This window comes from Ideonella sp. (genome assembly GCF_044358605.1).
Classification (GTDB): Bacteria; Pseudomonadota; Gammaproteobacteria; order Burkholderiales; family Burkholderiaceae_C; genus Ideonella.
Window position 1 is genome coordinate 121,135 of the sequence record NZ_JBIKNQ010000002.1, and the last position, 26,705, is coordinate 147,839.

Here is a 26,705-nt window from a genome sequence, read left to right on the forward strand (position 1 = left end):
GGGTTACTTCGCGGCAGCAGTAGCGCCACCCTTGGCCTTGGCCACCACAGTGCTGGCTTGCGCACGGGCGTGGATCTCGCCCAAGGCACGCTTGTACTCATGCGGGAAGACCTTGACGAACTTGGCGCGAGAGTCGGCCCAGTGGTCGAGGATGTCGCGCGCGCGCAGCGAGCCCGTCCAGCGGTGATGGTCTTCCACCAGCTTCTTCAGCATGGCTTCATCGGTTTGGCCCTTGTGCCATGTGGCGGGGTCGACCGAGGCCTCTTGCACATCACGCGGCAAGACCTTGTCCAGTGCCACTTGCGCGGTGTTGCAGCGCTTGGCAAACAGGCCGTCTTCGTCATAGACGTAGGCCACGCCACCGGACATGCCCGCCGCAAAGTTGCGCCCGGTCTTGCCCAGCACGACCACCGTGCCGCCGGTCATGTATTCACAGCCGTGGTCGCCCGTGCCTTCCACCACCGCCGTCGCGCCCGACATGCGGACACCAAAGCGCTCGCCGGCCACGCCACGGAAGAAGGCTTCGCCGCTGGTCGCACCGATCAGCGCGGTATTGCCCACGATGATGTTGCGGTTGGCGTCACCTCGGAACTCAATGCTGGGGCGCACGACCACGCGGCCACCCGACAAGCCCTTGCCAGTGTAGTCATTGGCTTCACCGATCAGGTAGAGCGTGATGCCCTGGGCCAAGAAGGAGGCAAAGCTCTGGCCGCCCGTGCCTTCCATTTGGATGAACAGCGTGTGGTCCGGCAGGCCTTCTGGGCGATGGCGGATCAACTCGCCCGACAGCATGGCGCCCACCGAGCGGTTGACGTTGCGAGCGTCGTCCATGAACTGGACCTTCTCGCCCTTTTCAATCGCGGCGCGGCTCTTCTCAATCAGCTTTTTGTCCAGCGCCTTGTCCAGACCGTGGTCTTGGCTTTCGGTGTGGAAGCGCGGCACATCGGCCGGCACTTGCGGCCGGTGGAACACGCGGCTGAAGTCCAGGCCCTTGGCCTTCCAGTGGCTGATGGCTTTGCGGGTGTCAAGCAGGTCGGCGCGGCCAATCAGCTCGTCGAACTTGCGGATACCCAGTTGCGCCATGATCTGGCGCGCTTCTTCAGCCACGAAGAAGAAGTAGTTCACCACATGCTCGGGCTTGCCCGAGAACTTCTGGCGCAGCGTCGGGTCTTGCGTGGCCACACCCACGGGGCAAGTGTTGAGGTGGCACTTGCGCATCATGATGCAGCCCTCCACCACCAGCGGCGCGGTGGCGAAGCCAAACTCGTCGGCGCCCAGCAGCGCACCGATGACCACGTCGCGGCCAGTCTTGATCTGGCCGTCGGTTTGCACGCGCACGCGGCCACGCAGGCGGTTGAGCACCAGGGTTTGCTGGGTCTCAGCCAAGCCCAATTCCCAGGGCGTGCCGCAATGCTTGATGGATGACCAGGGCGAGGCGCCGGTGCCGCCGTCATGGCCAGCGATCACGATGTGATCGGCCTTGCACTTGGCCACACCCGCAGCAATGGTGCCCACGCCCACTTCAGACACCAGCTTGACGCTGATATCGGAACGCGGGTTCACGTTCTTCAGGTCGTGGATGAGCTGAGCCAAGTCTTCGATGGAGTAGATGTCATGGTGCGGAGGCGGGCTGATCAAGCCCACACCCGGCACCGAGTGCCGCAGCTTGCCGATGTACTCGGAGACCTTGCCGCCAGGCAACTGGCCGCCTTCACCGGGCTTGGCGCCTTGGGCCATCTTGATCTGGATTTGATCGGCCGACACCAGGTACTCCGTGGTCACGCCAAAGCGACCGGAGGCCACCTGTTTGATCTTGGAGCGCAGGCTGTCGCCGTCCTGCATCTCGTAGTCGGCCTCGATGACCGCCTTGCCCACCACGTCAGACACCTTGGTGCCTTGGGTGATGGGGATGCCCTTCAACTCGTTGCGATAGCGCGCGGGGTCTTCACCACCCTCACCGGTGTTGCTCTTGCCGCCGATGCGGTTCATGGCCAAGGCCAGGGTGCTGTGCGCCTCGGTGGAGATGGAGCCCAAGGACATGGCGCCCGTGGCGAAGCGCTTCACGATCTCCTTGGCGGATTCCACCTCTTCCAGCGGAATCGCTTTGCTCGGGTCGATCTTGAACTCAAACAGGCCGCGCAGAGTCAGATGGCGCCTGCTCTGGTCGTTGATGATCTGAGCGTATTCTTTGTAGGTGTCGAACTTGCCCGAGCGCGTGCTGTGCTGCAGCTTGGCAATCGCGTCCGGCGTCCACATATGCTCTTCGCCACGGGCGCGCCAGGCGTATTCACCGCCGGTTTCCAGCATGCTTTCCAGCAAGGGGTCGTCGCCAAAGGCGGCGCGGTGGTTGCGCAGCGCTTCTTCAGCCACTTCAAACACGCCAATGCCTTCGACCTGCGTGGCGGTGCCACGGAAGTACTTGGACACCATGTCTTTGTTCAGGCCAATGGCCTCGAACAACTGCGCACCGCAGTAAGACATATAGGTGGACACGCCCATCTTGGACATGATCTTGGAGAGACCCTTGCCGATGGCTTTGATGTAGTTGTAGATCGCCTTCTCAGTGGACAGATCCGCGGGCAGGTCGGCGTGCAGATCGGCCAGGGTTTCCAGGGCGAGGTAGGGGTGCACGGCTTCGGCGCCATAGCCTGCCAGCACGGCGAAGTGATGAACCTCACGGGCCGAGCCTGTCTCGACCACCAAGCCTGCCGTGGTGCGCAAACCTTCACGCACCAAGTGGTGGTGAATGGCGGACAGGGCCAACAAGGCCGGGATGGCCACATTGGCGCGGTCCATCTGGCGGTCGCTGATGATGAGGATGTTGTGGCCGCTCTTCAGGGCGTCCACTGCTTCAGCACACAGCGAGGCCAGCTTGGCTTCCACACCGGCTTTGGCCCAGGCCAGCGGATAGGTGATGTTCAGCGTGTAGGACTTGAACTTGCCGTTGGTGTGCGCAGCGATGCCACGAATGCGCGCCATGTCGTTGAAGTCCAGCACGGGCTGGGTGACTTCCAAACGCATGGGCGGGTTAACGGCATTGATGTCCAGCAGATTGGGCTTGGGGCCAATGAAGCTGTTGAGCGACATCACAATGGCCTCGCGGATCGGGTCGATCGGCGGGTTGGTGACCTGAGCGAACAACTGCTTGAAGTAGTTATAGAGCGGCTTGTTCTTATCGGACAGCACGGCCAGCGGGCTGTCATTGCCCATGGAGCCAATGCCTTCTTCGCCGTTGATGGCCATCGGCGCCATCAAGAACTTGATGTCTTCTTGGGTGTAGCCGAACGCTTGTTGGCGGTCCAACAGGGTTTCGGTGGCGGCAGGCACTTCCGCTTCGGCGGCCTTGAGTTCATCCAGGCGCACGCGGACGTTGTCGATCCACTGGCGATAGGGACGGGCCGAAGCGTATTGGTTCTTCAGCTCCTCGTCGTCCACGATGCGGCCTTGTTCCAGGTCGATGAGGAACATCTTGCCGGGCTGCAGGCGCCACTTTTTGACGATCTTGTTCTCAGGGATGGGCAGCACGCCAGACTCCGAGGCCAGGACCACGAGGTCGTCGTCGGTGACGATGTAGCGGGCCGGGCGCAGGCCGTTGCGGTCCAGCGTGGCGCCGATCTGCTTACCGTCGGTGAAGACCATGGCGGCGGGGCCGTCCCAGGGCTCCATCATGGAGGCGTGATACTCATAGAAGGCGCGGCGGCGCTCGTCCATCATCTCGTGCTGTTCCCAGGCTTCCGGGATCATCATCATGGCGGCGTGGGCCAAGGGGTAGCCGCTCATGGTGAGCAGCTCCAAGGCATTGTCGAAGGTGGCAGTGTCGGATTGACCTTCAAAGCTGATGGGGTACAGCTTTTTCAGATCGTCCCCCAGCACCGGAGACTTCATCACGCCTTCGCGGGCGCGCATCCAGTTGAAGTTGCCCTTGACGGTGTTGATTTCGCCGTTGTGCGCCACCATGCGGTAAGGGTGAGCCAGCGGCCATTCTGGGAAGGTGTTGGTCGAGAAGCGCTGATGCACCAGCGCCAGGGCGGAGACCGTGCGCTCGTCTTGCAGGTCCTTGAAGTACTTGCCGACTTGGTCGGCCAGCAGCAAGCCCTTGTAGATGATGGTGCGGCAGCTCATGCTGGGCACGTAGTACTCGCGGCTGTGCGTCAGCTTCAGGGCCTGGATGGCGGCAGACGCCGTTTTGCGGATCACATAGAGCTTGCGCTCCAGCGCATCGGGCACGATGACATCAGCGCCACGGCCAATGAAGACCTGACGGATCACCGGCTCGGTGGTGCGCACGGTCGGGCTCATGGGCATGTCGCGGTCCACCGGCACATCACGCCAGCCCAGCAGCACCTGGCCTTCAGCCTTGATGGCGCGCTCCATCTCTTGTTCGCAAGCCAGCCGCGAAGCGTGCTCTTTGGGCAGGAAGATCATGCCCACGCCGTACTCGCCGGGGGGCGGCAAGGTGACACCTTGAGCGGCCATCTCGGCGCGGAAGTAGTCGTCGGGGATCTGGATCAAGATGCCCGCACCGTCGCCCATCAGGGCATCGGCGCCCACCGCACCGCGGTGGTCGAGGTTTTCCAGGATCTTCAGACCCTGCTCGACGATGGCATGGGCTTTTTGGCCTTTGATGTGCGCCACGAAGCCAACGCCGCAGGCGTCATGTTCGTTGGTGGGGTCGTACAAACCGCCCTGGGCCGAGAGTTCGAGTTCTTGACGGGTCGTGTGGCCCGATGCTGCCGTGCTCATGGCGCATTCCTTATCAAAGCTAGGGATGCGGCGAGGTTAGGCCAAACCCGGATTCACCTCAAGCACAACAAAATAGGGTCAGAGTCGATTTAATCGATAGACAACAAATTGGTTCGACTATATAGGGACAGAGTCATCCAAGCTGGTGCTCGTGCGCACCAATTCGGGGCTCGCCGCTTTTCGTGGCCGCCCTCTAGGCCGAGCCGTGACGGGGCGGGCCAGCTGCTGGGCGATGCGGCGCTCGAACTCCGGCCCACCCAGGGGCCGGCCTCCTTGGAGCGCAGCTTCGATGCGGAGCAGCTCTCGGTCACTGGGGCCTTGATCCCACCATTGCTTGTAGGCCGCCTCTCGTTCAAAGGGAGTGTTGCCCAGGGACCAAAAGGCGGCATGGGAGGTGATGGCCGGGTTGGATTGGCGCCCAAGATGATGGTCGAGGCTGCTCCAAAGCGGGCCGGCGGGCATGTGGGTGGCGTCGTGGTGCACCAGCAAACCGCCAGCGGCCTCGACAAAACGCAGGGCGCTGAGGACTTCGGCGGGCTGCTCAACCAAGGCTGAGCGAAAACGCCCTTCCCACGGCGTGCCACGGCGCTGATGGCGCTGGTTGTGCCAAGCCACGTAGCGTCGGCCCAGCGTTTGCATGGCGCGGCCCAGCGCTTGGTCGGAGGACGGAGTCATCAAGAGCAGCGCCTGCCCGGGCGTGAGCGCATAGGCATGCAAAACGACGTGATGTTGACGACAAGCTTCGCGCAGATCGGCGATATAGCGCGCGGCATCCTCATCATCATGAAAGACAGGCGCTAAGCCGTGGCCACGTTGCGCCACCAGATGCGGCTCTTGGCCGAGGCTGATGCGAGCTTGGCGCGCCATGGCTCGTTCAGGCACCGGGGAGCAGGTCGCGGCCTGTCAGCCGCCGATGCTCGCGGATGGCGAATCGGTCCGTCATGCCTGCGATGTAATCAGCCACACCGCGCTCAGTGGAATGGTGACGCTGGAACTCCTCAGGCATCAGAGTCGGATCGTTGGCATAGAGCGCAAACAACTCGGTCAAGGCTTGCTTGGCGGCCGCGGTTGTCTCCATGACTTTGGGGTGACGGTAGAGCGACTTGAACAGAAACCGCTTCAACTCGGTGTTGCGGGCCCGCATGGCCTCGCTGAAGGCGATCTGAGGCGTGAGCTGACGGGCAGCCCACGCATCCGCGGGTTGGCTGTCGGCCAAGCGCCGCTGTGTTTCAGCGATCAAGTCATAGATTTGCTCTGAGAGCACGCGGCGGATGATCTCGGCCAGCAAGCGGCGCGGTTGCTGCGCGCTCAGTCCAGGGTGGTCTCGCTCCACCTCGTCCCAGGTGCGCTGCAACAAGGGCACATCGCGAAGTTGCTGCAGATCCAGCAGGCCTGATCGCACACCGTCGTCCACGTAGTGGGCGTTGTAGGCCACTTCGTCGGCCAGATTGGTGAGCTGGGCCTCTAAGCTGGGCTGAGTGCCTTCAAGAAAGCGTTTGCCGACACCACCAAGTTCTTTGTGCTCGAGCTGCTGGGCCAAGGCGAGCGGGCAGCGCTTCAGAATGCCCTCACGGGTCTCAAAACACAGGTTGAGCCCGTCCCAGGTGGGATACCGCTTCTCCAAGCTATCGACCACGCGCAGGCTCTGTAGGTTGTGCTCAAACCCGCCGTGCTGGGCCATGCAGTCATTCAGCGCGTCTTGCCCGGCATGGCCAAAAGGAGTGTGGCCCAGATCGTGGGCCAGTGCGATGGCCTCGACCAGGTCTTCATTCAAGCCGAGGCAGCGCGCCACAGAGCGCCCGAGCTGAGCCACCTCGAGGGAATGTGTGAGGCGAGTCCGGAAGAGGTCACCCTCATGGTTCAAGAACACCTGCGTCTTGTAGACCAGGCGCCTGAAGGCCGAACTGTGGATGATGCGGTCACGATCCCGCTGAAACGCGTTGCGCGTTGGGGCCTCAGGCTCTGAGATGCGGCGCCCGCGCGAGGACTTGGGCGCTGAGGCATAGGCCGCCAAGGGTGCGGAGAGGTGGTCCAGCGGCAGCATAGCGCCTGCGCTATCAGTGGGTGGCACAGGTCCGTGCCAAGACCTGGGCAACGATTTCATCGTCTGCCGCCCCGACGACAGCTTTGCCCAAGCCCTGGAGCACGACGAAACGGATGGCGCCGTTCTCCGCCTTTTTGTCCACGCGCATGTGCTGCAGATAGTCGTCCGCCGGCCAAGCCGGCCCGGTGACCGGCAAGCCCGCGCGCTGAATCAAGGCGCGCAAACGGCGGACGTCGCTGTCTCCCAATCCACCTAAGGCACACGACAACTCAGCGGCCATGACCATGCCGGTGCCCACCGCTTCGCCATGCAGCCAGACACCGTAGCCCATGCCAGCTTCAATGGCATGGCCAAAGGTATGACCGAAATTGAGAATCGCCCGCAGCCCGGACTCGCGCTCGTCCTGGCCCACGACCTCTGCCTTGATCTGGCAGGAACGCACCACCGCGTGCCGCAGGGCCGAGAGATCACGCGCCACCAAGGCGTCCATGTGCTCGTCCAACCAGTTGAGGAACTCTGAGTCATAGATTGGACCGTACTTGATGACCTCTGCCAAGCCCGCCGCCACCTCGCGTTGCGGCAGTGAGGCCAGCAAGGACAGGTCGCACACCACACGCTCGGGCTGATAAAACGCGCCGATCATGTTCTTGCCCAAAGGGTGGTTCACGGCCGTTTTGCCGCCCACTGAGGAATCCACCTGAGACAGCAAGGTGGTGGGAACCTGCACAAAGGGCACCCCTCGCATGTAGCACGCTGCGGCGAAGCCAGTCATGTCGCCGATGACCCCGCCGCCCAAGGCGAACAACACGGTTTTGCGATCGCATTCTTCGCGCAGGAGTGCGTCAAAGATGAGCTGCAGAGTCTGCCAGTCTTTGTGGGCTTCTCCGTCCGGCAAGGTGACCACATGGATGGCAGCGTAGTGCGCACGGAGTTGCTCCACGAGGCGTTGTGCGTACAGGGGCCCCACCGTGGTATTGGTCACCACCACCGCGCTCTTGGCACGCGGCAGACCGAACCAGGTTTGCGGGTCATCCAAAAGCTGTGCGCCTACGCGCACGGTGTAGCTGCGGTCGCCCAGCTCTATGCGGACGTCTTCGAAAGGTGTATCGGCTTCAGACATGACGACAAGTGTATGTCGCCAACTTGGCGCATCGCTTTCAAGCTGCCTGCCCTGCGTTTGGGGAAGATTGCACCGGAGGAGTCGTGCGTGTGGCCCAACCTGCCATCTCCACTTGCATAGCGATCAGGTTGACCAAGGTCGCCAAGGAGTGTCGGCCGGTATCGATCACAAACTCTGCCGTCTCACGATAGAGAGGGTCGCGCTGGGCATAGAGATCCCGCAAACGCTTCAGCGGATCTGCCACCTGCAATAGCGGACGTTTGGCGTCGTGCCGCAAGCGGCGAATCAACTCTTCGGGTGTGCTGCGCAGGTAAATCACATGGTTGCCGCCAGCACGGAGCGCTTGGCGATTGGCCGCACGCAAGACTGCACCGCCGCCTGTGGCCAACATCAGGCCGTCACCAGCAGTTAGGCGGGCAATGACGCGCTCCTCTACAGGCCGAAAAGCTTCTTCGCCTTCACGGTCGAAGAAGCTTCGGATGCTTTCTCCAAGCTCAGACTCGATTTCCGAGTCTGAGTCCAGAAAGCGCAAGCCCAGCGCGCGTGCCAACTGTCTCCCGACGGTTGACTTGCCGCAGCCAGGCATGCCGACGAGGGAGATTACGGCACACACGCTGACGGTGCGGCGGCTCGCTGAACAGCCATGGTGTATGTTGTCGAAACCTCTTTTGGCGTGGTGGTTGTTATGGAAATTGCACCGACGTTTACACCAACACCAAATCCAATCTCAACGCTTATCGGTGTGGGGTATAACGTGCTCGGTACTGGTGATCCACCAAGTAGCTTACCTGACAAACCTTCGGTAAACCCAATCGATACTTTGGTACCTGCAGGCATGGGATTGAATCGTGTAAGGGTGTTATCCGCAACGATGAATCGCAAGGACTTACCGGGTGCGGCGATCACGCTGCCGTCAACTCCGAATGGGATAAGTTTGCGCTTCGCACCTTCGGCGGTGTCAACAATTTCAATGACCGGGCAAAGGCCTGCAACCGTTCCAAATTCACCTAGACCAGTAGCGGCACCAGTAAGAGAACTTTGATCGATATAAATGGCAGATGTTGAACCGGACAATACTGTCTCCACAGCCCTTCGAACAAAGTTTCGGCCGATCTTTCCATCACAGGTGTTGGCAATCGACGGAATTGGCACTCCAGGGCGTAGCAAGACCGGGTCTCCGTTGGGGGCGCAGGCTTGGCTACTCGGTTGAAAAGCAAAGTACTGATCCACTGCCGCGTTGTATCCAGTAATGCTGTACGAGCGGCTCAAGAATGGGTGACCAAGATCTTGGAAGAACTCTTCAGGATCCCAAACGTTATTGCCATTTTTGTCGAGGAAAGACTCTTCACCGACCGAGTAAGCCAAGACAGTCACCCGCATGTCGCGGGGACGAGGCTCTGAAGACTGATAACCACCGGAAGCACTGGACAATCCTTGCGTCAACTTGGTAAATGCTGTGCTGGCAATCTGGCCGCCTTCGGCTACAAAATTAACTGCGGTGTCATCTGGCACGGGGTTGCCCATACGATCAGACGCAATGATGGTGTAGCGATTTGGGGTACCGTCGTAATCTCGGCCTTCAATATTCTCAGTCTGCTGAGAAAGTGAATAGTTTTGCTGCGAAGGCAAACCAACTGCCAAGCTAAGCCCGCTGGACACCGTACTGATTGCACTGGCGCTGACCAATTCAGCTCGAATTCGAATTGGCGTTGGCACAGTGCCCGCCAGCACTCTCACTGAAATCTGTCCACTAGCATCGCTAGCCCGCTGGACTGTTCCAGACAAGTCAGCGCCTTCTAAGGCCAAGCCACCCGTACCATTCACGAGTGAAAGCAATACAGGAACGCCTGGTAAGGGATTATTGGAGCTGTCACGGACTTGGAAGACGACAGACGATGACTCTATGAAGCCAGAGCCCTTCAAAAAGATGGTTGGAGGAGTGGCCGAAACGTAGGCCAAGCTTGAGGCACCTGGTGCACTCACCCCGATATCCAGAGCCTTGGATGCATCGCTGCCGACGACGGAGAACGTAACCGTGTCCTTTAGGGCGTTAACGCCGCACTGGTTGTCCTTCAGCACAAAAGTCGCTTTGCCGTTAGAGGTCGTGACCAACGCAGGGGTCAGTGTCGCCTTTCCTGCTGCTGCGCATTGCGAAGTCGCCTGAATCGTGACCGGCACGCCTGGAACAGAGCCGGTTAACTCAAGACTGATGTTGGTTTGGCCGTATGCGCTCAGCGAAGGCGTGTCCGATTGCACTTTACTGATCTGCACCGCCGTAGGGACGATGTTAAACCCAGCCTCACTTGCCAAATCGGAACCGCTGTATTTAGCGCTGGCTTGCACATAGTCTGCACCGACGGTGGTGGGGGTGGCAGGGCTCAATTGCACTTGCGCCCTACCCTGGACGTCGGTCAGAGCGGAATTGGCGTTAAAGCGGCCCAAACCCTTTTGGCTTGAAAAAGAGACAACAGCATTCGGGATAGGGAGCCCCTTGGCGTCCAAAAGGACGGCTGTCACGGTAGCTGGTGAGAGATTTGAAACCGTGGCGTTGCTGAGCGACAAAGCAACAGAGGCAGTGCCACCCGAGAACCCATCCACAACAGTGACTCTGCCTGTACCCGTCTGACTACCACTGGTGGCAGTCAGTGTAATGACCCGAGGTGTGGTGTCGGCACCCATTCCCAAGGTAACAGTGACCGTACCGCCAACACTGGTGGTTGCCGATCCAGCAGTCACCACCCCACCTTGGTCCGCACGCACAACAATGGGCGCGCCTGAAACTGGCAGATTGTTCGCGCTAACGGCCTGAACCGTCACCTCCACCGGTGCAGGTGCCTTATTCGAGATGGTGGATGTAGACGCTATCACCCGCAGTTCTGCCACGGGAGCTGATGGGGAGCCTTGCACGACAGACACCACCACACTCTTCGCGACGGTTCCACTGATGGCGGTCACGGTCAAAGGTCGGACTGTCTTGTTGCTGCCGAGCTCCAACGTCCCCCCGACCACACCAGATCCGTCCGTTTTGCTGGCCAATGCAGTCATCAACGCACCCGCGTCAACACTGAGGGACACCGGTGCATTGGAAACCAGTTGATTCGACGCATTGACTGCTGTCACAGTCACTGCAACAGGGGCAGGTGCAGCAGCATCAATAGATGCACTGCTCACGGAAATGCGGAGATCACTTACCGGCGAAGAAGGACCGCCCTCAACAACGGCGACGGCAGCCTCCTTTGTGATGGTTCCGCTGACTGCAGTGATGGTCATCACCCGCACGGTTTTCTTGGAACCAGCATCCAAGATGGCCGTCAAGACACCAGCAGAATCCGTCTTGGTCGCATTGGCGAGGATGTTGCCGCCTTCATTGACGGAAACGCTCACTGGGGCATCCGCAACAGCTTGATTGGCAGCATTAACGGCCGTGATCGTGACAGTCACCGGCGAGGGAGATGTCAAGTCAATGGTGTTGGAGGACACGGCGATGCGCAACTCGGCCACTTTAGCGGTCGTGCCACCATTTCCCGAGCAGCCAATGACGCAATCACCAGCATCGCTTCCGCCGCCACCGCACGCGGAAAGCAGCATCACGAACAAACCGAGGACCAGGCCCCATAAGGAACGAATCATCACTCTTCTCCTGGAATTCTTTTAATCAGCGCGCCGACGAACGATCCGTGACGACTTTGGGGGTCAGGAAGACCAACAGTTCTTTGCGAATATCGCTTCGGATGGTACTTTTGAAGAGATTCCCGACATAAGGGATATCACCCAAGAGTGGAACCTTGGTGACCTCATTCTTTTCATCCTGGGTATAGATACCCCCGATGACCACGGTACCGCCATTCTCGACAAGCACTTGGGTCTTCACATGCTTGGTGTTAATGGCAGGGCCTGCTGCCGTTGAAACACCACGGCTATCCTTATTGATGTCAACATCGAGAATCACATTGCCCTCAGGGGTAATTTGAGGCGTGACTTCGAGCTTCAAACTGGCCTTCTTGAACTGAATCGAGGTCGCACCACTGGACGTAGCCACCTGATAGGGCAACTCTTCGCCCTGCTCAATCACGGCCTTCACTTGGTCAGCGGTGACGACCCTCGGGCTAGACACAATCTTGCCCTTGTTATCAGCCTCCAGTGCCGACAACTCCAGATTCAAGAACCGGTTGGCGGTAGCACTGAAAAGCGAAAGTGCAAAGGTTGCTGGAGATGCCGACGAATAGGCACTGCCCGACGCAGGCATATTAACGAACTGAGTGTCGTTGTAGAGGAAATCAGACGACTTGACCTGCAAGGTCTGGCCGCCGACGGCGTTGTAGTTGCCGCCGATGGTCACGTTATTGCCGCCACCCAAGTTGTAGCCTGGTACACCGCCACGCAGCCCCCGGAAGTCCGAGGAGCCTAACTTCACGCCCAATGACCGGCCAAAGGTATCGTCGGCTTCAACAATTCGGGCCTCGATCAGAACCTGCCGCACGGGCACGTCGATCTTGCTGACCATCATTGCGACCTCTTCCAACTTGGCCGGAATGTCAGACACGAACAGTTGATTGGTGCGAGCTTCAGCCAACACCGAACCGCGCGGAGACAGAATGCGTACGGCGGAGTTGCCGCCCCCTGCACCACCACCACTGGACTGGCCCATCAAAGCCCTGCCAACATCTTCAGCTTTGGAATAGTTGAGCTGGAAGGACTGGGTACGGACAGGCTCAAGGTCGGAAATCTTTTTCTTGGCTTCCAAGTCCACCTGCTCTTTGGTCGCCAGCTCTTCTTTGGGCGCAATCCAAAGCACATTGCCCGACTTGCGCATGCCAAGGCCCTTGGCCTGCAAGATGATGTCCAAGGCCTGATCCCAGGGCACATCCTTGAGGCGGAGCGTCACATTGCCCGTCACCGAGTCGCTGGTCACGACGTTGAAATTGGTGAAGTCCGCGATCACCTGGAGGAGCGATCGAACTTCGATGTTCTGGAAATTCAGCGACAGCTTTTCGCCCTGATAGCCAGCCCCTTGAGTGACCTTGTTGGGGTCCATGCGAACAGGGCGAACCTCCAACACAAACTGACTGTCTGTTTGGTAGGCGCTGTGTTCCCAGGCACCACGGGGCTCAACGATCATCCGGACGCGGTCACCGCTTTGAGTGGTGGAGACCGTTTGCACCGGCGAGCCGAAGTCGGAGACGTCCAGACGGCGACGCAATTTCTCCGGCAGATTGGAACGCTGGAACTCCACAACCAAGTTCTGTCCTTGCTGCTTCAGATCCACACCAACTTGCGAACTGCCCAACCCCACGATCACCCGCCCGGACCCATCTGGCCCGCGTCGGAAATCAATGTCCCGAATTGCCTGCTGATCCAGATTCTGGGCAGGTGCAAAGGTGGATGTCGAAGGGGCCATTGCGGCCACAGGTGCGGCTGATCCTGAGGAAGTGGCTTGATCAAGCATCACCACCAACATCTTGCCTTGAATCTCCGTGCGATAACCCGAGGCTTGGCGGAGGTTCAGCACCAGACGGGTACGCTCGCCCGCGCTGGCGACATTGACACTGCGGACGTTGCCTTGATTCAAGTCAATCGAGCCACGACCTAAGCCATTCACCACACCCGGCAGATCAATGGCCACACGAGGGGGCGATTGAACAGCGAAACCGGCCGGTACAGCCGTTAACGCCTCACTCATCTCGATGCGCACGACCTCGCCGCTGGATTGCTGAGCACCCGTGATCGACCGAATGGTGTTCTGGGCCATCACACACACTGGTGTGATCATGCCTAAGGTGAGGGCCAGAACGCCCGTTTGCCAACTCCGCATCTTGTGAAACTCCAACCCGTTATTCATCGCGCATTCTCCTGAAGTTGGAGGGTGCTTGTGCGCTCGATCCACTCGCCTGCCGAGTCCTGCACAATCTCTCGTAGCGTGAGATCGGTTTCCCCGATCTTCGTGACTCGGCCATAGTTTTGACCCAAATACTCACCCTGCTTCACGTAATAAAGCAGGTTTTCAACCTTAACCAAGGCATGGGGTCTGCCTTGCTTGACGACACTGCCAACCATGGTCATGCTGTCCAGCGGATAGGCCTCCAAAGGGTCCTTGCGGCGCCGCATCTCGCTCTCCAGCAGGCTGCTAGATTGACGCTGATCCAGCTTCGCCCCAGCACTCAGCTTTTGGTTGCTGAACGGGTCCAGTTCTCCTGCCACCATATAAGGTTCAGGCACGAACTTCTTGGGAGCGGCAATCGGCTGCACGCTGGGTTTGGACGAGGCTTTCTCTTGATCCAGCCATTGCTGCAGTTCTTGCTGTTCACCACTGCATGCCACCAAGGTGACGGCCAAAGAGATCAAACCTAACTTCAGGGCGCGCATCATGGCTTGGCCTTCACTGCATTGCGCTTGACCTCTGCCACTTCGGCAGGGTCGAGGTAACGATAAGTGCGCGCCATGGCCTCCATGGAGAGAGATCCACCTGCTGCGTCTTTGCTGGCCGGCACGACATTGAGATTGTGAAGGGTCACGATCCGTGAGAGGTTGGCAATATCGCCCGCGAAAGCACCCACATCGTGATACTTGCCAGTCACCTTGATCGCGATTGGCAGCTCGGCGTAGTAATCCTTGATGACCACTTGGCCCGGCTTAAAGGACTCAAACTGAAGGCCCCGACCCAAACCTGCCTGGTTAATGTCAGAGAGCAAGGCGTCCATTTCGGCCTTGCCGGGTAACTGGCGCTCCAGTTGGGTCACGTACTCTTGAACTTGCTGCTTTTGCTTGGTCAATTCATTCAGATTGATGGCTTGGGCCAGCTTGTTCTTGTAATCTGCTTTCAGGGCAGGCTCGCGGTCCAATTCGGCCTGCAATTCAGTATCTGCGTCACTCAGGACCAAGATCCAGCCCAGAAACACCACCACCAAAGCCGTTGCGATCCATGCAGCCACCTTGGGAATCAAGGGCCACTGACCGGGCTCGCGAGGATTCAACTCCCTGAATTGGGCAGACAGCCCATCCAGGGAAGCGCCCAAGTCGATGTTCAATTTTGAAGATTTTGTTGCCATGGCTCGCCTCACGCCCCCTTGACGGCAGCCGGACTCTTGGGCGAAGAAGCGCCACTGGCGGCCCCAAGGATCGATTGCGGGCGCTTGATCGACAAGCGCATGGAGAAGTCAAACAGCCGTCGCGGATCGCGACCCTGCGTGGGCGCCGCCTTGATCTCGATCAACTCCGGACGCTCGAGCCACGGCGAGTTATAAGCCGTGTTACGGAGCATCTCAGAGACCCGCTCATTGGTTTGCGACAGCCCAGTGATCGTCACGATGTTGTCTGCTTGCTTGATGGAGGTCAGATACACACCCTCAGGCGTTTGCTTGACCAATTCATTCATCAAATACACAGGCACATTGCGATCAGTCTGCAAGTCCTCTACGGCTTGCTGCCGCGCCTTCAAACCATCGATATCGCTCTTGAGAGAGGCGATGTCCTTGATCTGAGCATCCAAGGTTTGAATTTCGGCCGAAAGGAAACGGTTTCTGGCCTGTTGAGCAGAGGCAAGTTGCTGTATGACAGCATACCAAACCACCACCAGCGCCATACCCACTAAACCAGCCAACGCCAAAGCAGAAAAGAACGCACGCTTGCGTTCTTGGCGTTTAGCCTCTCGATGAGGCAGCAGGTTGATCAAAATCACTGCACAAATCTCCGCATGGCCAGTCCGCAAGCCGTCAGATAGGACGGAGCCTCACGGCGTAGCTTGGCTTCGCGAACAGACGAACCCAGCTTCATGTTTTCAAAAGGATTGACCACTTTGGAGGCAAAACCAGTGACCTCCTTCACTTTCTCTCGCAGGCCCGGCATGGACGCCGCTCCGCCAGCCAGCATCACATAATGAACCTTGTGGTGCGGTGTGCTGGTGAAAAAGTATTGCAACGCTCGACCAATTTCATGGGCCAAACTGTCCACAAATGGTGTCAGAAGGGTGATCTCATAGTCTTCAGGCAAATCCCCGCTGATTTTCTTTTGCTCAGCCTCTTCATAGGAAAAGCCGTACTGGCGAGATATCAACTGTGTTAACTGCGAACCGCCAAAAGACTGGTCGCGGTCGTAGAGCATCTCGTCTTCACGCAGCACCTTGAGGCTTGTCGTGTCTGCGCCGATCTCAAAAAGCGCCACGAGTGCATCTTTGCCTTGATCCGGCAGCGCAGAAATGATGCGCCCGATAGCGAGGCGAGAGGCGTGCGATTCGATATCCAACACGGTTGGCGTCAGGCCAGCTGCTTCAGCCAAGCCTTGTCTATCCTGCACGCGGTCTTTTCTAGAGGCTGCAATGAGGACATCCACATCGCCTGGCGACGTTGCATTGGGGCCGATTGCGCAAAAGTCCAAGCTGACTTCGTCCAGCGAGAAGGGAATGTACTGGTGGGCTTCCGACTCCACCTGCATCTCCATTTCTTCTTCACGCAGACCGTCTGGGAGGACGATTTTCTTGGTGATGACGGCCGATTGAGGCATCGCCATGACCACTTGCCGGGTACGCGTCCCGCTTCGACTGACGACGCGACGTACAGCGTCCGCAACCTCGTCGAACTTCTCAATTTGGCCGTCCACGATCCAACCCTTCTCGAAGGGTTCACTGGCCAAACGCTCAAGCACCATCTCCCCAGAGGCAGAACGGCTCAACTCCACTAGCTTGACGCTGGAGGAACTGATGTCCAGTCCGATCATCTGAGGATGTCCACGGCCTAGCAGGCGATCAAGAAAACCCACGCGACAAGGCTCCAAAGACGCCGCAAAGCGCGACGCAAGTTAAGAAATCACTTCAATCGTATCAGCAAGACCATTGAGCGACCACTGGAATACAGGGGTCCTTGCGGCGCTGTCGTTGTCATTCAAACACGCAATGGCTTGTGAAGTGCCTCAGGTTACAAGAGGTTGCACCAAGATCAGCAACAGGAGCGGGGACTTTGCGAAATGCATCACGGCCTCTCGGCTGAGTTGAATGGCGCTTCCTATAATCAAGGACACCTGCCGGTATCCCCATGAGCGAAAAAGAGTCAGCACAAGAAGCCACCACCCCACTCAAGCCCCGTTCGCAGCTCGGGCCGCTTGGACGTTTGGCACGATTTTTGGGTGGACTCATCGGGGTGGTGTTCGCGCTGCTGGCCATGGTACTCATTTGCGCTGGCTTGGCCTTGGCGGTGGCCTACCCCAACTTACCGGAGCTCAGCTCCGTGACCGACTACCAGCCGAAATTGCCGTTGCGTATCTACTCCGCAGACGGTTTGCTGCTGGGGGAGTACGGCGACGAACGCCGACGCTTTACCCCCATCAATGAAATCCCCAAAGTGATGCAAGAGGCGGTGCTCTCCATCGAGGACTCCCGCTTTTATGAACACAGCGGCGTGGATTACCTCGGCGTCATTAGAGCGGGCGTGGCGCAGTTTGGGTCGATGGGCAGCCAAGGGGCTTCGACAATCACCATGCAGGTGGCCCGTAACTTTTACCTCTCCACTGAAAAAACTGTCACCCGGAAGTTGTACGAAGTCCTGTTGGCTTTGAAGATTGAAAGCCAGCTGACCAAGCCACAGATTTTGGAGCTTTACATGAACCAGATTTTTCTGGGTCAGCGCGCTCATGGATTTGCCGCGGCCAGCGAAATCTACTTCGGTAAGCCACTCAAAGATATCTCTGTCGCAGAGGCTGCCATGTTGGCCGGCTTGCCCAAAGCGCCTTCAGCCTACAACCCCATCGCTAACCCGAAGCGCGCCACGCTGAGGCAGCAGTACATCATTGACCGGATGTTGGAGAACCGCTTCATCACCGCCGAGCAGCACGCTCAGGCCAAAGCGGAAGTGCTCAAGTACAAAGAGCCGACCAACGTCCCAGTGCATGCAGAGTATGTGGCCGAGGCCGCCCGTCAGCTGGTGTTCGGCCAGTACGGTGCAGAGACCTACACCCGCGGGCTGCAGGTGTACCTGACGGTCAACTCTGGGGACCAGATGGCCGCCTATCGGGCACTGCGCAAGGGCCTGATGGACTTTGAGCGCCGGCAGGCCTACCGCGGGCCCTCAGCCTACGCAGCCTTGCCCGCTGACAGCAAGGCCTTGGATCAACGCATTGCCGAAGTCTTGGCAGAACACCCCGACAACGATGAATTGAAGGCCGCGCTGGTTTTGGAGGCCTCTCCGCGCAAAGTCGTCGCGGCACTGCCATCAGGCGAGCAAGTCACCCTGACCGGTGATGGCCTCAAGCCCGCCGCCTCGGGATTGAGCGCCAACGCAGACCCCAAGATACAGATTCGGCGCGGCGCTGTCATCCGCGTCATCAAGAACGCAAAGGGTGATTGGTTCATCACCCAACAGCCCGAAGTCGAAGGAGCGTTTGTGGCGGTCGAGCCGCAAACCGGCGCCGTGCGCGCCATGGTCGGCGGGTTTGACTTTGCTAAGAACAAGTTCAATCACGTGACCCAAGCTTGGCGGCAGCCTGGGTCCAGCTTCAAGCCCTTTATCTACTCTGCCGCGTTGGAGAAGGGTTTCACACCGGCTACCGTGGTCAATGACGCCCCTTTGTTTTTTGATGCAGGAAGCACCGGCAGCCAACCGTGGGAGCCCAAAAACTATGACGGGCACTTTGACGGGCCGATGTCATTGCGACGTGCCTTGGCCAAATCCAAGAACATGGTCTCGATCCGTGTGCTGCAGGCCGTGGGCGTCAACCCAGCTCGCGATTGGATCACTCGCTTCGGGTTCGACCGTGACAAGCACGACCCTTACCTGACCATGGCACTGGGCGCGGGCTCGGTCACACCCATGCAAATGGCCACGGGTTATGCCGTGTTTGCCAATGGTGGCTACCGCGTGAACCCCGTGTTGATCGGTCGCATTACCGACAGCCGAGGCAGGTCCTTGCACGAAGCTAACTTCGCGCCGCCAGACGAAAGTCTGCGCGTGATCGATGCTCGCAACGCCTTTGTGATGAGCAGCCTCTTGCAAGAAGTCACCCGCTCAGGCACGGCCGCCCGAGCACAAGCCACGCTTAAGCGCAACGACATCTACGGCAAGACCGGCACCACCAATGACTCTATGGATGCTTGGTTTGGAGGCTACCACCCGTCTCTGGCTGCCGTTGTTTGGATAGGCTACGACAACCCGCGCAAGCTCGGCGACCGCGAAACCGGAGGAGGCCTGTCACTGCCGGTTTGGATCGACTTCATGAGCCACGCGCTCAAGAACACACCGATTGTGGAGATGACGCCCGCCGAGGGTTTGGTCAATGTTGGTGGCGAGTGGTATTACGAGGAGTTCAGTCCCGGACGAGGGGTCAGTAGCGTGGGACTTGAAGATGCAGCACCAGTGCCTCAAGCCCCTTCAGACGAGGAAAAGAAGAGCATCCTCGATCTCTTCCGCTGATCTTCGCACGGGGATTCTGAAGGAATCAGCAGGGCCGCGTGTCCTCCCTGACCTGGCAGCTTCGCCAGCGCCGCTGAGGCGCTTCGAGTTGTGACGCCTATACAAGGTCGAAACGCAAGGCCAAGCCCGCCTGCTGGCTGGCATGGTGTGACAAGCAGTCCATCAAGTTTTGCCCATCTCGGGTGTCTACCCACTGGCCACCAACCCAATGGAAGTGAAAGCCACCGCCGCGCGTTGCCAGCCACAGCTCCTTCAGGGGCGGTTGTGTGTTGAGGATGATCTTGCTGCCATTGGGAAATGCCAACTCCAGCAAGCCGCCGCTTCGGTGCGTGTCCACATCAATCACATCTTGATCCAGCCAAGCGTCGCATTGCTTTTCAACGGCAGACAGGGTGGCAAAGGCTAATCGCTGATAGTCGGCGTCGCTCAATTCGGGCGTGGTCATGGTCAGTAGAATCCGGCAATGCAAATCGATCAGAGCCGAAGTGTAGTGGCGAGCCCGCACACCCCCTTGCGAGACATGGGCTTGAATCGCTGGCGGCACCAGGCTCGCTTCTGGACGGGCATGGTGGCGGCAGGCTTGCTGGTCGGTCTCTTGCAGGCTTGCGGACAACGTGGGCCGCTGGTCTTACCGTCCCCTGCCAAAGCAGCTTCAGCCTCCACAGCCGCCGCGTCTGCGCCCGGCGCCCCCCGCTGAAGCACGCTCCACGGCCTCTGCGAGACGATGCCAGGATAGGGCATCAAGGCATAGCCATTGCCACGCCACTGTCGCCCCCCCCAAGCAATGGGTTCAGAGGCGCCCTTCTTCGACGGCGTGGCACGACACGCGAATGCCGCCTATGGTGCGCAGCTCTGGTCGCTCCGCTGAGCAACGCGCATTGGCGTGGGGGCAGCGCGGGTGAAACGCGCAACCCGTGGGCGGGTTGAGCGGGTTGGGCACCTCACCTTGCACTGGCGTGCGTGCCCGCCCAGTCATTTGAATGTCGGGAATGGCGTCCAACAACATGCGGGTGTACGGGTGGCGCGGCGCCTCAAATAACTGCCGCTTAGGGGCCTGCTCGACCAAGCGCCCCAGGTACATCACACCCACTTCATCCGCCACATGGCGCACCACAGCCAAGTTGTGGGAGATGAACAGATAGGTCAGGCCCCGCTCGCGCTGCAGGTCCTTCATGATGTTCAAGACTTGCGCTTGCACCGAGACATCGAGCGCTGACGTCGGCTCATCGCACACCAGGAACTCAGGCTGGGTGGCCAGCGCGCGCGCAATCGAAATGCGTTGACGTTGCCCACCGGAAAACTGATGCGGAAACTTCTGCACATCGGCGGCCGCCAAGCCCACCGACTGCAAGAGATCAGCAACCTTGTCCTCAATGCCGCCCGCTTCGCTGAGCAGCCCATGTTCACGCAGGGGCTCGCCCACGATGTCACGCACGCGCCAACGCGGGTTCAAGCTGGCGTAGGGATCCTGGAAGATCATTTGCATGCGCTTGCGCAAGGCCCTCGCTCGCGGTGACTTCAGCACCGTGGCTGTGTCCTCACCATCAAAGCGCACCTCGCCGGCGGTCGGCCCATACAAGCCCACCAGCAGACGGGCCACGGTGCTCTTTCCGCAACCGGATTCACCCACCAGGGCCAGTGTCTTGCCCCGTTCAATCTGAAAGCTCACGCCGTCTACGGCATGGACAAACTGACGGGGTTTGCCCTCCACCACGCGGTTTAACCAGGGCGCTGAAACGTCAAACACCTTGCTCAGGCCTTTGACCTCGACCAATGCTGTCATGACGCGACTCCCTGATCATTCTCGTTAAGCCAGCATGCAGCCTGGGTCGTTCCAGCGGACATGAGATTCGGCCGCTCTTCACGGCAACGCTGAAACACCTTGCCGCAACGCGGATTGAAAGCACAACCCGTGGGAATCGCATTAAGGCGCGGCATGGCGCCGTCGATCTGAAGCAAACGCTCGCGGTCGTCATCCATCGCGGGAATAGAGCCCATCAGCCCTTGAGTGTACGGATGCGCGGGGTGATGAATGACGGCCTGCACCGGCCCGACCTCGACCACCCGGCCGGCATACATCACCGCCACGCGGTCACAGGTTTCGGCGATCACGCCCATATCGTGCGTCACCAGCATCACGGCGGCGCCCTTGTCTTTGGCCAGACGGCGCAGCAGCGCAATGATTTGCGCCTGGATGGACACATCGAGCGCGGTGGTCGGCTCATCAGCCACGATGAGGCGCGGCTCGGCGGCCAGCGCCAGCGCGATCACCACCCGCTGGCGCATTCCGCCAGAGAACTGATGCGGGAATTGGTCCACGCGCGCTTCAGGGGCAGGAATACCGGTTTGGCGCAGCAAGTCGATGGCACGTTCGCGCGCCTCACTGGCAGACAACGGCAGATGCGTCTGAATGGTCTCTATCAACTGCCGCCCCACGGTATAGAGCGGGTTGAGCGAGGTCAGCGGGTCTTGAAAAATCGCCCCGATGTGACGCCCGCGAATCTTGCGCATCTCGTCATAGGGCAGGTTGTCGATACGACGACCATCCAGGCGAATCTCGCCGTCGGCAACCCGCCCAGGCGGCTCCAGCAGCCCAATGATGGCCGCCCCAGTCAAGGACTTGCCCGCGCCCGACTCGCCCACCACCCCCAGGATTTCGCCCGGTGCGATGTCGAAAGAGACATCGTCTAAAGCCAGCAAGGTGCCATGGCGTGTGGGGAACTCCACCCGCAAGTGCTTCACTTCCAATAACGCAGTCATGGCACTTACCTCAGGCGGGGGTTCAGGGCGTCACGCAACCAGTCACCCAGCAGGTTCACGCTCAAGGCAATCAACATCAACATGCCCCCAGGGAAGACGGTGATCCACCACTCGCCGGAGAACAAAAAGTCATTGCCAACGCGAATCAAGGTGCCCAGCGAGGGACTGGTGGGTGGGACGCCCACCCCCAGAAAGGACAGGGTCGCCTCGATGATGACCGCTGCGGCCACATCGATGGTGGCGAGCACCAGCACCGGCCCCAGCACGTTGGGCAAGACATGCCGCAGCATGATGCGGGCCGACGCCACGCCAATCACGCGCGCCGCCTGCACGTATTCTTTATTGCGCTCCACCATGGTCGAGCCACGCACCGTTCGCGCGTACTTCACCCAACCCGTCAACGCGATGGCCAGCACCAACACCGTAAAGGCCAGTGTGTCGTGTGCGTTGGGGAACATCGCCCGGCCCACGCCGTCGATGAGCAAGGCCACCAAGATCGCGGGGAAGGACAGCATCACGTCGCAGACGCGCATGATGAAGGCATCGGTCTTGCCGCCCACAAAGCCAGAGAGCAAGCCTAAGCACACCCCAATCGTCACCGACAGCGCCACAGCCGCCATGCCGACGAACAAGGAGATGCGAGCACCGTACATCAGGGCCGACAAAATGTCCCGCCCTTGGTCATCTGTGCCGAGCAGATATTTGGCCTTGCCATCGGCCTCCCAGGCGGGTGGCAGGCGGGCGTCCGCAAGGTCCAGCGTGGCCAGATCGAAGGGGTTGTGGGGCGCAATCCAAGGTGCGCCCAAGGCACAAACGATGCAAATGCCTGCGATCAGCGCCGACACAATCGCTACGGGAGAGCGGCAAAAGCTGTACCAAACATCGCCCGCGAAAAAGCGGGCCAGGGCACCGGGTGGAGCCACCTCAGTTGATGGGGTGATGGTCATGGCATGGATATGAAGTGAAGGCTGGACAACCTGAGGGCTATCCGAAAAGGTGTGAGGTGCAGATGCTCAATGGCCTGCCGTGGAGCGTTCCACGCGCAGCCGCGGATCGACCGCAAAATAGAGCAAATCAACCACCAAGTTGATCAGCACGAAGATCAAGGAGATGAGGCACAGGTAAGCCGCCATCACTGGGATGTCGGCAAACTGCACCGCCCGGATGAACAACAAGCCCATGCCCGGCCACTGGAACACGGTCTCGGTGATGATGGCAAAAGCAATCAAGCCACCCAACTGCAGGCCAGTGATGGTCATCACAGGCACCAGTGTGTTCTTCAAGGCATGGCCGAAGTAGACGACCCGGTTGCTCAAGCCACGCGCCCGGGCGAACTTGATGTAGTCCGCTCTCAGGACCTCCAGCATCTCCGCGCGCACCAGACGCATGATCAAAGCCAACTGATACACCGACAAAGTGATGGCGGGCAGCAAAAGATGCTTCCACCCATCTGCCGTCAGCAGACCCGTCGTCCAGTTGGCACTGAGGTTCACCACATCGCCACGTCCGAAGCTGGGCAGTCATGTCAGCCACACGGCAAACACCAAGATCAGCAAGATGCCGATGAGGAAGGTGGGCAGAGACACCCCCAACAGAGACAAGCCCATCAGCAATTGGGACAACCAGTTACCGCGCTTCAAGGCCGCATAGACCCCAAAAGGGATGCCGACCACCAAAGCGATAAGGGCCGCCGCCGCAGCCAACTCCAAGGTTGCCGGAAAGCGCTCTGCGATCAAGGTCGAGACTTTGCGGCCCTGGCGCAGGCTCAAGCCAAACTCGCCCTGCACGGCGTTGCTGACAAAGCTCGCGAACTGGACCACAAAGTGCTGATCCAAGCCCAGATCACGCCGAAGTTGCTCACGCTGCTCGGGCGTGGCGTCTTGACCTAACAGATTGGTGACCGGGTCGCCCACGTACTGAAACAGCATGAAGGCAATGAAGGCCACGGTGAGCATCACCAGCACTGCTTGAGCGAGGCGACGAAGTACAAATGCAAACATAGAGTCTTGGACCCTGTGGTGAGACTGGTGGCCTTGAGAGCCCTGGGCAGCAGGACGCTGAAGGCCTAATGCCAACAGGTGCGAGCCGCGCCAAGCGCCGCCCGCAGCGTGATGCCAGGATCAATTGACCATGACGGTGCGCATCTCAATGCGGTTGTCGGCACGGTGCGACATAGTCACATTGCGCTTCATGGCCCAAGGAATGACTTGATTGTGCAGTGGAATGTGCGAGACCTCTTCGTGGGACAGCAGCAGGGCCTTCTCGATCAAGTCATTGCGGGCCTTTTGATCCACTTCTTTCTTGATGCGCTCAATCAGCGCATCCATCTGCGGGTTGGAGTACCGGCCCACGTTGTAATTGCCATCCCCCTGAGCGCCCACAGAGCGAACCAGCGATTGCAAGGAATACAACGCGTCAAAGGTTGGCACCCCCCAGCCCAGCATGTAGATGCTCGCCTCATAGCGCTGGATCATGGGGAAATAGGTCACCAGGGGCAAGGTGCGCAACTTGGCCTTGACACCCACGCGCGCCCACATCGCAGTAATGGCCTGGCAGATTTCCTCGTCATTGATGTAGCGGTTGTTGGGGCAGGAGAAATCCACCTCAAACCCATTGGGATAGCCCGCCTCGGCGAGCAGCTTGCGTGCAGCGTCCTGACTAAAGGGGTGACGAGCATCCACCTTGCTGGACCATCCATTGACTTGCGGAGCGACCAGCGTGCCGGTGACCTGGGACATGCCGCGCATCGTCGTTTTATGGATGGCTTGAATGTCGATGGCCTGGTAAAGCGCCTTGCGCACTCGGCTGTCCTTCAAGGGGTTCTTGCCCTTGATGTTGGAGCCGGGCAACTCATCACGAAACTGATCCATGCCCAAGAAAATGGTGCGATTCTCGGCACCGTCCAAGACCTTGAGGTTGGCACTGGCCCGCAAGCGTGGCAGGTCGGCGGGTGATGGGTCTAACACCATGTCAACCTCACCAGACAGCAATGCCGCCACGCGCGTCGAGTCAGACTTGATCGGGGTGTAGACGATCTCGGTCACGTTGCCGCTCATCTTGCCCCACCAGCTCGGGGCACGCGTGAGGACCATCTTCACGTCAGGGTCCCAGCTCTTCAGCATGAAGGGGCCGGTGCCGTTGGCATGCCGATGCGCGTAATTCTCTTCTTTGGACTTGGCGTCCTTCGGGGTCACAGACCGGTTTTTCTCGGCCCAGTCTTTGTCGAGCATGCGCAACTCGGTGAGTTGCCGGATCAACACAGGGTTCGGCCCCTTGGTCAGGATATCCACCGTGAACTCGTCGATCTTCACGACCTTGTCGATGCCTTGTGTGTAGACCCCGTAGTTGGAAGCCTTGTCCATGGCACGGTTCAATGAGAACACCACGTCGTCAGCATCAAAAGCTGCGCCATCATGGAACTTCACGCCCTTGCGCAGGGAGATGCGCACCTGTGTGGGGCTCAACTGTTTGTAGCCTGTGGCCAGTTGGGGCTCTAGCTCTAACTTGCCGTTGTAATTGAACAGGGACTCATAAACCGATGCATGCACGCCATTACCTAGCGCATTGTTTTGGCTGTGAATGTCCCAAGTCGGAATATCGCTGGCACTGGCCCAGCGAAGAGGGGCAGCTTGGGCGGACACACCGGCCAACACAGCGGCGGCGGCCAATAAGGTCAGGTGAAGTTTCTTGATCATGGAGTCTCTCGCGTCGATGGACGGCTAATGGGCGACCTGCAGCACATCCTCTTGAGATCAGTGCCACAGGTTTTCATGCGCCCCGCATGATCGCGGATTTTGCAGCTTCTGTGCCAACGGGAAAGCCCCATGATGGAGCAAGCGGTGCGCAGCCTGAGTTCACCCCCACAAGCTGACTTAACGAGTGGGCGTCAAGTCCACATTGGCATACCAAGCCTGGGCGCGCCCGCCCGTATTGTCGGCATCGGTCATGATGCCCAAGGCAATGATCGGCCCCGGCTCTTCCCCAAACGCACGCCTAAAGTCGGCAATCACGTTTCTCTCGTACTCGCGCCATTGACCCAGGTGCGCAGGCCCGGCCTCCAAAACGATCTTGCGAATGCGATCCGTTCGAGGGCTGTTCACCACGGACTCGATCTCCGCTTTGTCATGACCCCACACATAGATCAGCGAGGCATACGGCGGCCGCTCTCCCGTTACCATCTCAGCCAAATCAAACAACATCTGGTTTTTGAGTGACATACCCTGGTGATCGCCATCAAAGGCCACGACCAAACTGGTGACCGCATCATCTTTGTCAACCACACCCACCACCGCCTCGGGGATCAAGGCATTGGTCTTCCAGGCAAACCGCAAAGTCGGCTCGATGCCTTTGGGCACATGCAGTCGCCGGCGCAGCATGCTGGCCGACCCTTGGGCGGAGGCTTGCCATCCGACAAAGCGACCTTGAACCATGGGATCGTAAGTCGTCACCCGCTTGCCGGGAAAGCGCACCTCCTCCCAGAGCGAGGCAGCAGCCGTCGGAGGGGGTGGCAGCGGGGCATGCGTACATGCCGAAAGCACCAGTGCAGAGGTGCCCGCCAGCACTAATTTCAGACGGCGTAGGGACGCTGAACACTTAGGCGATTGGAGATACATCGTTCATCTCACGCAATCCAAGAGCACAAGAA

19 protein-coding genes and 1 pseudogene are annotated in these 26,705 nt (G+C 59.4%); 2 read left to right on the forward strand and 18 right to left on the reverse strand.

What is annotated here, in order from left to right; translation table 11 throughout:
- Window positions 1-3 precede the first annotated feature (3 nt).
- From ACIQ3Q_RS01430 to ACIQ3Q_RS01480, 11 genes are all read right to left on the reverse strand, one after another.
- The gene (locus ACIQ3Q_RS01430) at window positions 4-4,743 is read right to left on the reverse strand and encodes a glutamate synthase-related protein (protein WP_396267176.1); all 4,740 of its coding nucleotides are present in this window, start codon (window positions 4,741-4,743) and stop codon (window positions 4-6) included.
- Between the two features lie 117 nt (window positions 4,744-4,860).
- Window positions 4,861-5,610, reverse strand: a complete 750-nt coding sequence (locus ACIQ3Q_RS01435) for a transposase (RefSeq protein WP_396267177.1) — start codon at window positions 5,608-5,610, stop codon at window positions 4,861-4,863.
- A 7-nt stretch (window positions 5,611-5,617) separates the two neighbouring features.
- On the reverse strand, window positions 5,618-6,787 hold the full coding sequence (locus ACIQ3Q_RS01440) for a deoxyguanosinetriphosphate triphosphohydrolase (protein ID WP_396267178.1): 1,170 nt from the start codon (window positions 6,785-6,787) through the stop codon (window positions 5,618-5,620).
- 13 nt (window positions 6,788-6,800) lie between these two features.
- The gene (aroB, locus tag ACIQ3Q_RS01445) at window positions 6,801-7,907 is read right to left on the reverse strand and encodes a 3-dehydroquinate synthase (protein ID WP_396267179.1); all 1,107 of its coding nucleotides are present in this window, start codon (window positions 7,905-7,907) and stop codon (window positions 6,801-6,803) included.
- Window positions 7,908-7,944: 37 nt separating this feature from the next.
- The gene (locus ACIQ3Q_RS01450; RefSeq protein WP_396267180.1) at window positions 7,945-8,520 is read right to left on the reverse strand and encodes a shikimate kinase; all 576 of its coding nucleotides are present in this window, start codon (window positions 8,518-8,520) and stop codon (window positions 7,945-7,947) included.
- Entirely contained in the window at window positions 8,508-11,537 is a 3,030-nt protein-coding gene (locus tag ACIQ3Q_RS01455; protein WP_396267181.1) for an Ig-like domain-containing protein, read from the reverse strand. The genes ACIQ3Q_RS01450 and ACIQ3Q_RS01455 overlap by 13 nt, the downstream gene beginning before the upstream one ends.
- A 25-nt stretch (window positions 11,538-11,562) precedes the next feature.
- On the reverse strand, window positions 11,563-13,746 hold the full coding sequence (pilQ, locus tag ACIQ3Q_RS01460; protein WP_396267182.1) for a type IV pilus secretin PilQ: 2,184 nt from the start codon (window positions 13,744-13,746) through the stop codon (window positions 11,563-11,565).
- A complete protein-coding gene (locus ACIQ3Q_RS01465; RefSeq protein WP_396267183.1) occupies window positions 13,743-14,273 on the reverse strand; it encodes a pilus assembly protein PilP in 531 nt (176 codons plus the stop codon). The genes pilQ and ACIQ3Q_RS01465 overlap by 4 nt, the downstream gene beginning before the upstream one ends.
- Entirely contained in the window at window positions 14,270-14,953 is a 684-nt protein-coding gene (locus ACIQ3Q_RS01470) for a type 4a pilus biogenesis protein PilO (RefSeq protein ID WP_396267184.1), read from the reverse strand. The genes ACIQ3Q_RS01465 and ACIQ3Q_RS01470 overlap by 4 nt, the downstream gene beginning before the upstream one ends.
- A gap of 8 nt (window positions 14,954-14,961) precedes the next feature.
- Window positions 14,962-15,582 carry a PilN domain-containing protein gene (locus tag ACIQ3Q_RS01475; protein ID WP_396267185.1) on the reverse strand — a complete coding sequence of 207 codons (621 nt, stop codon included), beginning with the start codon at window positions 15,580-15,582 and terminating at the stop codon, window positions 14,962-14,964.
- A complete protein-coding gene (locus ACIQ3Q_RS01480; RefSeq protein WP_396267186.1) occupies window positions 15,579-16,616 on the reverse strand; it encodes a pilus assembly protein PilM in 1,038 nt (345 codons plus the stop codon). Before ACIQ3Q_RS01480 ends, ACIQ3Q_RS01475 begins: the two co-directional genes overlap by 4 nt.
- A gap of 314 nt (window positions 16,617-16,930) precedes the next feature.
- Between ACIQ3Q_RS01480 and ACIQ3Q_RS01485 the strand changes: the two genes are divergently transcribed.
- A complete protein-coding gene (locus ACIQ3Q_RS01485; protein WP_396267187.1) occupies window positions 16,931-19,300 on the forward strand; it encodes a penicillin-binding protein 1A in 2,370 nt (789 codons plus the stop codon).
- A 97-nt stretch (window positions 19,301-19,397) separates the two neighbouring features.
- On the opposite strand, the gene cyaY is transcribed toward ACIQ3Q_RS01485, so the two are convergent.
- A complete protein-coding gene (gene cyaY / locus ACIQ3Q_RS01490) occupies window positions 19,398-19,745 on the reverse strand; it encodes an iron donor protein CyaY (protein WP_396267188.1) in 348 nt (115 codons plus the stop codon).
- A gap of 120 nt (window positions 19,746-19,865) precedes the next feature.
- Between cyaY and ACIQ3Q_RS01495 the strand changes: the two genes are divergently transcribed.
- A complete protein-coding gene (locus tag ACIQ3Q_RS01495) occupies window positions 19,866-19,997 on the forward strand; it encodes a lipoprotein (protein WP_396267204.1) in 132 nt (43 codons plus the stop codon).
- Window positions 19,998-20,090: 93 nt separating this feature from the next.
- On the opposite strand, the gene ACIQ3Q_RS01500 is transcribed toward ACIQ3Q_RS01495, so the two are convergent.
- The 6 genes and pseudogenes from ACIQ3Q_RS01500 to ACIQ3Q_RS01525 form a co-directional block, all read right to left on the reverse strand.
- Window positions 20,091-21,083, reverse strand: coding sequence for an ABC transporter ATP-binding protein (locus ACIQ3Q_RS01500; RefSeq protein ID WP_396267189.1), 993 nt, complete (start codon window positions 21,081-21,083; stop codon window positions 20,091-20,093).
- Window positions 21,080-22,060: an ABC transporter ATP-binding protein gene (locus ACIQ3Q_RS01505; protein ID WP_396267190.1), complete on the reverse strand. Its 981-nt coding sequence runs from the start codon at window positions 22,058-22,060 to the stop codon at window positions 21,080-21,082. Before ACIQ3Q_RS01505 ends, ACIQ3Q_RS01500 begins: the two co-directional genes overlap by 4 nt.
- A gap of 5 nt (window positions 22,061-22,065) precedes the next feature.
- On the reverse strand, window positions 22,066-23,007 hold the full coding sequence (locus tag ACIQ3Q_RS01510; RefSeq protein ID WP_396267191.1) for an ABC transporter permease: 942 nt from the start codon (window positions 23,005-23,007) through the stop codon (window positions 22,066-22,068).
- Between the two features lie 66 nt (window positions 23,008-23,073).
- Window positions 23,074-24,060 (reverse strand): annotated as a pseudogene (locus ACIQ3Q_RS01515) (ABC transporter permease).
- Window positions 24,061-24,180: 120 nt separating this feature from the next.
- Window positions 24,181-25,755, reverse strand: a complete 1,575-nt coding sequence (locus ACIQ3Q_RS01520) for an ABC transporter substrate-binding protein (protein ID WP_396267192.1) — start codon at window positions 25,753-25,755, stop codon at window positions 24,181-24,183.
- 177 nt (window positions 25,756-25,932) lie between these two features.
- The gene (locus ACIQ3Q_RS01525) at window positions 25,933-26,673 is read right to left on the reverse strand and encodes a DUF3047 domain-containing protein (RefSeq protein WP_396267193.1); all 741 of its coding nucleotides are present in this window, start codon (window positions 26,671-26,673) and stop codon (window positions 25,933-25,935) included.
- Window positions 26,674-26,705 lie beyond the last annotated feature (32 nt).

Coding starts and splice junctions, on each gene's coding strand:
- ACIQ3Q_RS01430 (WP_396267176.1), bottom strand. CDS start 4,743: ATGAGCACGGCAGCATCGGGCCACACGACCCGTCAAGAACTCGAACTC.
- ACIQ3Q_RS01435 (WP_396267177.1), bottom strand. CDS start 5,610: ATGGCGCGCCAAGCTCGCATCAGCCTCGGCCAAGAGCCGCATCTGGTG.
- ACIQ3Q_RS01440 (WP_396267178.1), bottom strand. CDS start 6,787: ATGCTGCCGCTGGACCACCTCTCCGCACCCTTGGCGGCCTATGCCTCA.
- aroB (WP_396267179.1), bottom strand. CDS start 7,907: ATGTCTGAAGCCGATACACCTTTCGAAGACGTCCGCATAGAGCTGGGC.
- ACIQ3Q_RS01455 (WP_396267181.1), bottom strand. CDS start 11,537: ATGATTCGTTCCTTATGGGGCCTGGTCCTCGGTTTGTTCGTGATGCTG.
- pilQ (WP_396267182.1), bottom strand. CDS start 13,746: ATGAATAACGGGTTGGAGTTTCACAAGATGCGGAGTTGGCAAACGGGC.
- ACIQ3Q_RS01465 (WP_396267183.1), bottom strand. CDS start 14,273: ATGATGCGCGCCCTGAAGTTAGGTTTGATCTCTTTGGCCGTCACCTTG.
- ACIQ3Q_RS01470 (WP_396267184.1), bottom strand. CDS start 14,953: ATGGCAACAAAATCTTCAAAATTGAACATCGACTTGGGCGCTTCCCTG.
- ACIQ3Q_RS01480 (WP_396267186.1), bottom strand. CDS start 16,616: ATGATCGGACTGGACATCAGTTCCTCCAGCGTCAAGCTAGTGGAGTTG.
- ACIQ3Q_RS01485 (WP_396267187.1), top strand. CDS start 16,931: ATGAGCGAAAAAGAGTCAGCACAAGAAGCCACCACCCCACTCAAGCCC.
- cyaY (WP_396267188.1), bottom strand. CDS start 19,745: ATGACCACGCCCGAATTGAGCGACGCCGACTATCAGCGATTAGCCTTT.
- ACIQ3Q_RS01495 (WP_396267204.1), top strand. CDS start 19,866: ATGGTGGCGGCAGGCTTGCTGGTCGGTCTCTTGCAGGCTTGCGGACAA.
- ACIQ3Q_RS01500 (WP_396267189.1), bottom strand. CDS start 21,083: ATGACAGCATTGGTCGAGGTCAAAGGCCTGAGCAAGGTGTTTGACGTT.
- ACIQ3Q_RS01505 (WP_396267190.1), bottom strand. CDS start 22,060: ATGACTGCGTTATTGGAAGTGAAGCACTTGCGGGTGGAGTTCCCCACA.
- ACIQ3Q_RS01510 (WP_396267191.1), bottom strand. CDS start 23,007: ATGACCATCACCCCATCAACTGAGGTGGCTCCACCCGGTGCCCTGGCC.
- ACIQ3Q_RS01520 (WP_396267192.1), bottom strand. CDS start 25,755: ATGATCAAGAAACTTCACCTGACCTTATTGGCCGCCGCCGCTGTGTTG.
- ACIQ3Q_RS01525 (WP_396267193.1), bottom strand. CDS start 26,673: ATGTATCTCCAATCGCCTAAGTGTTCAGCGTCCCTACGCCGTCTGAAA.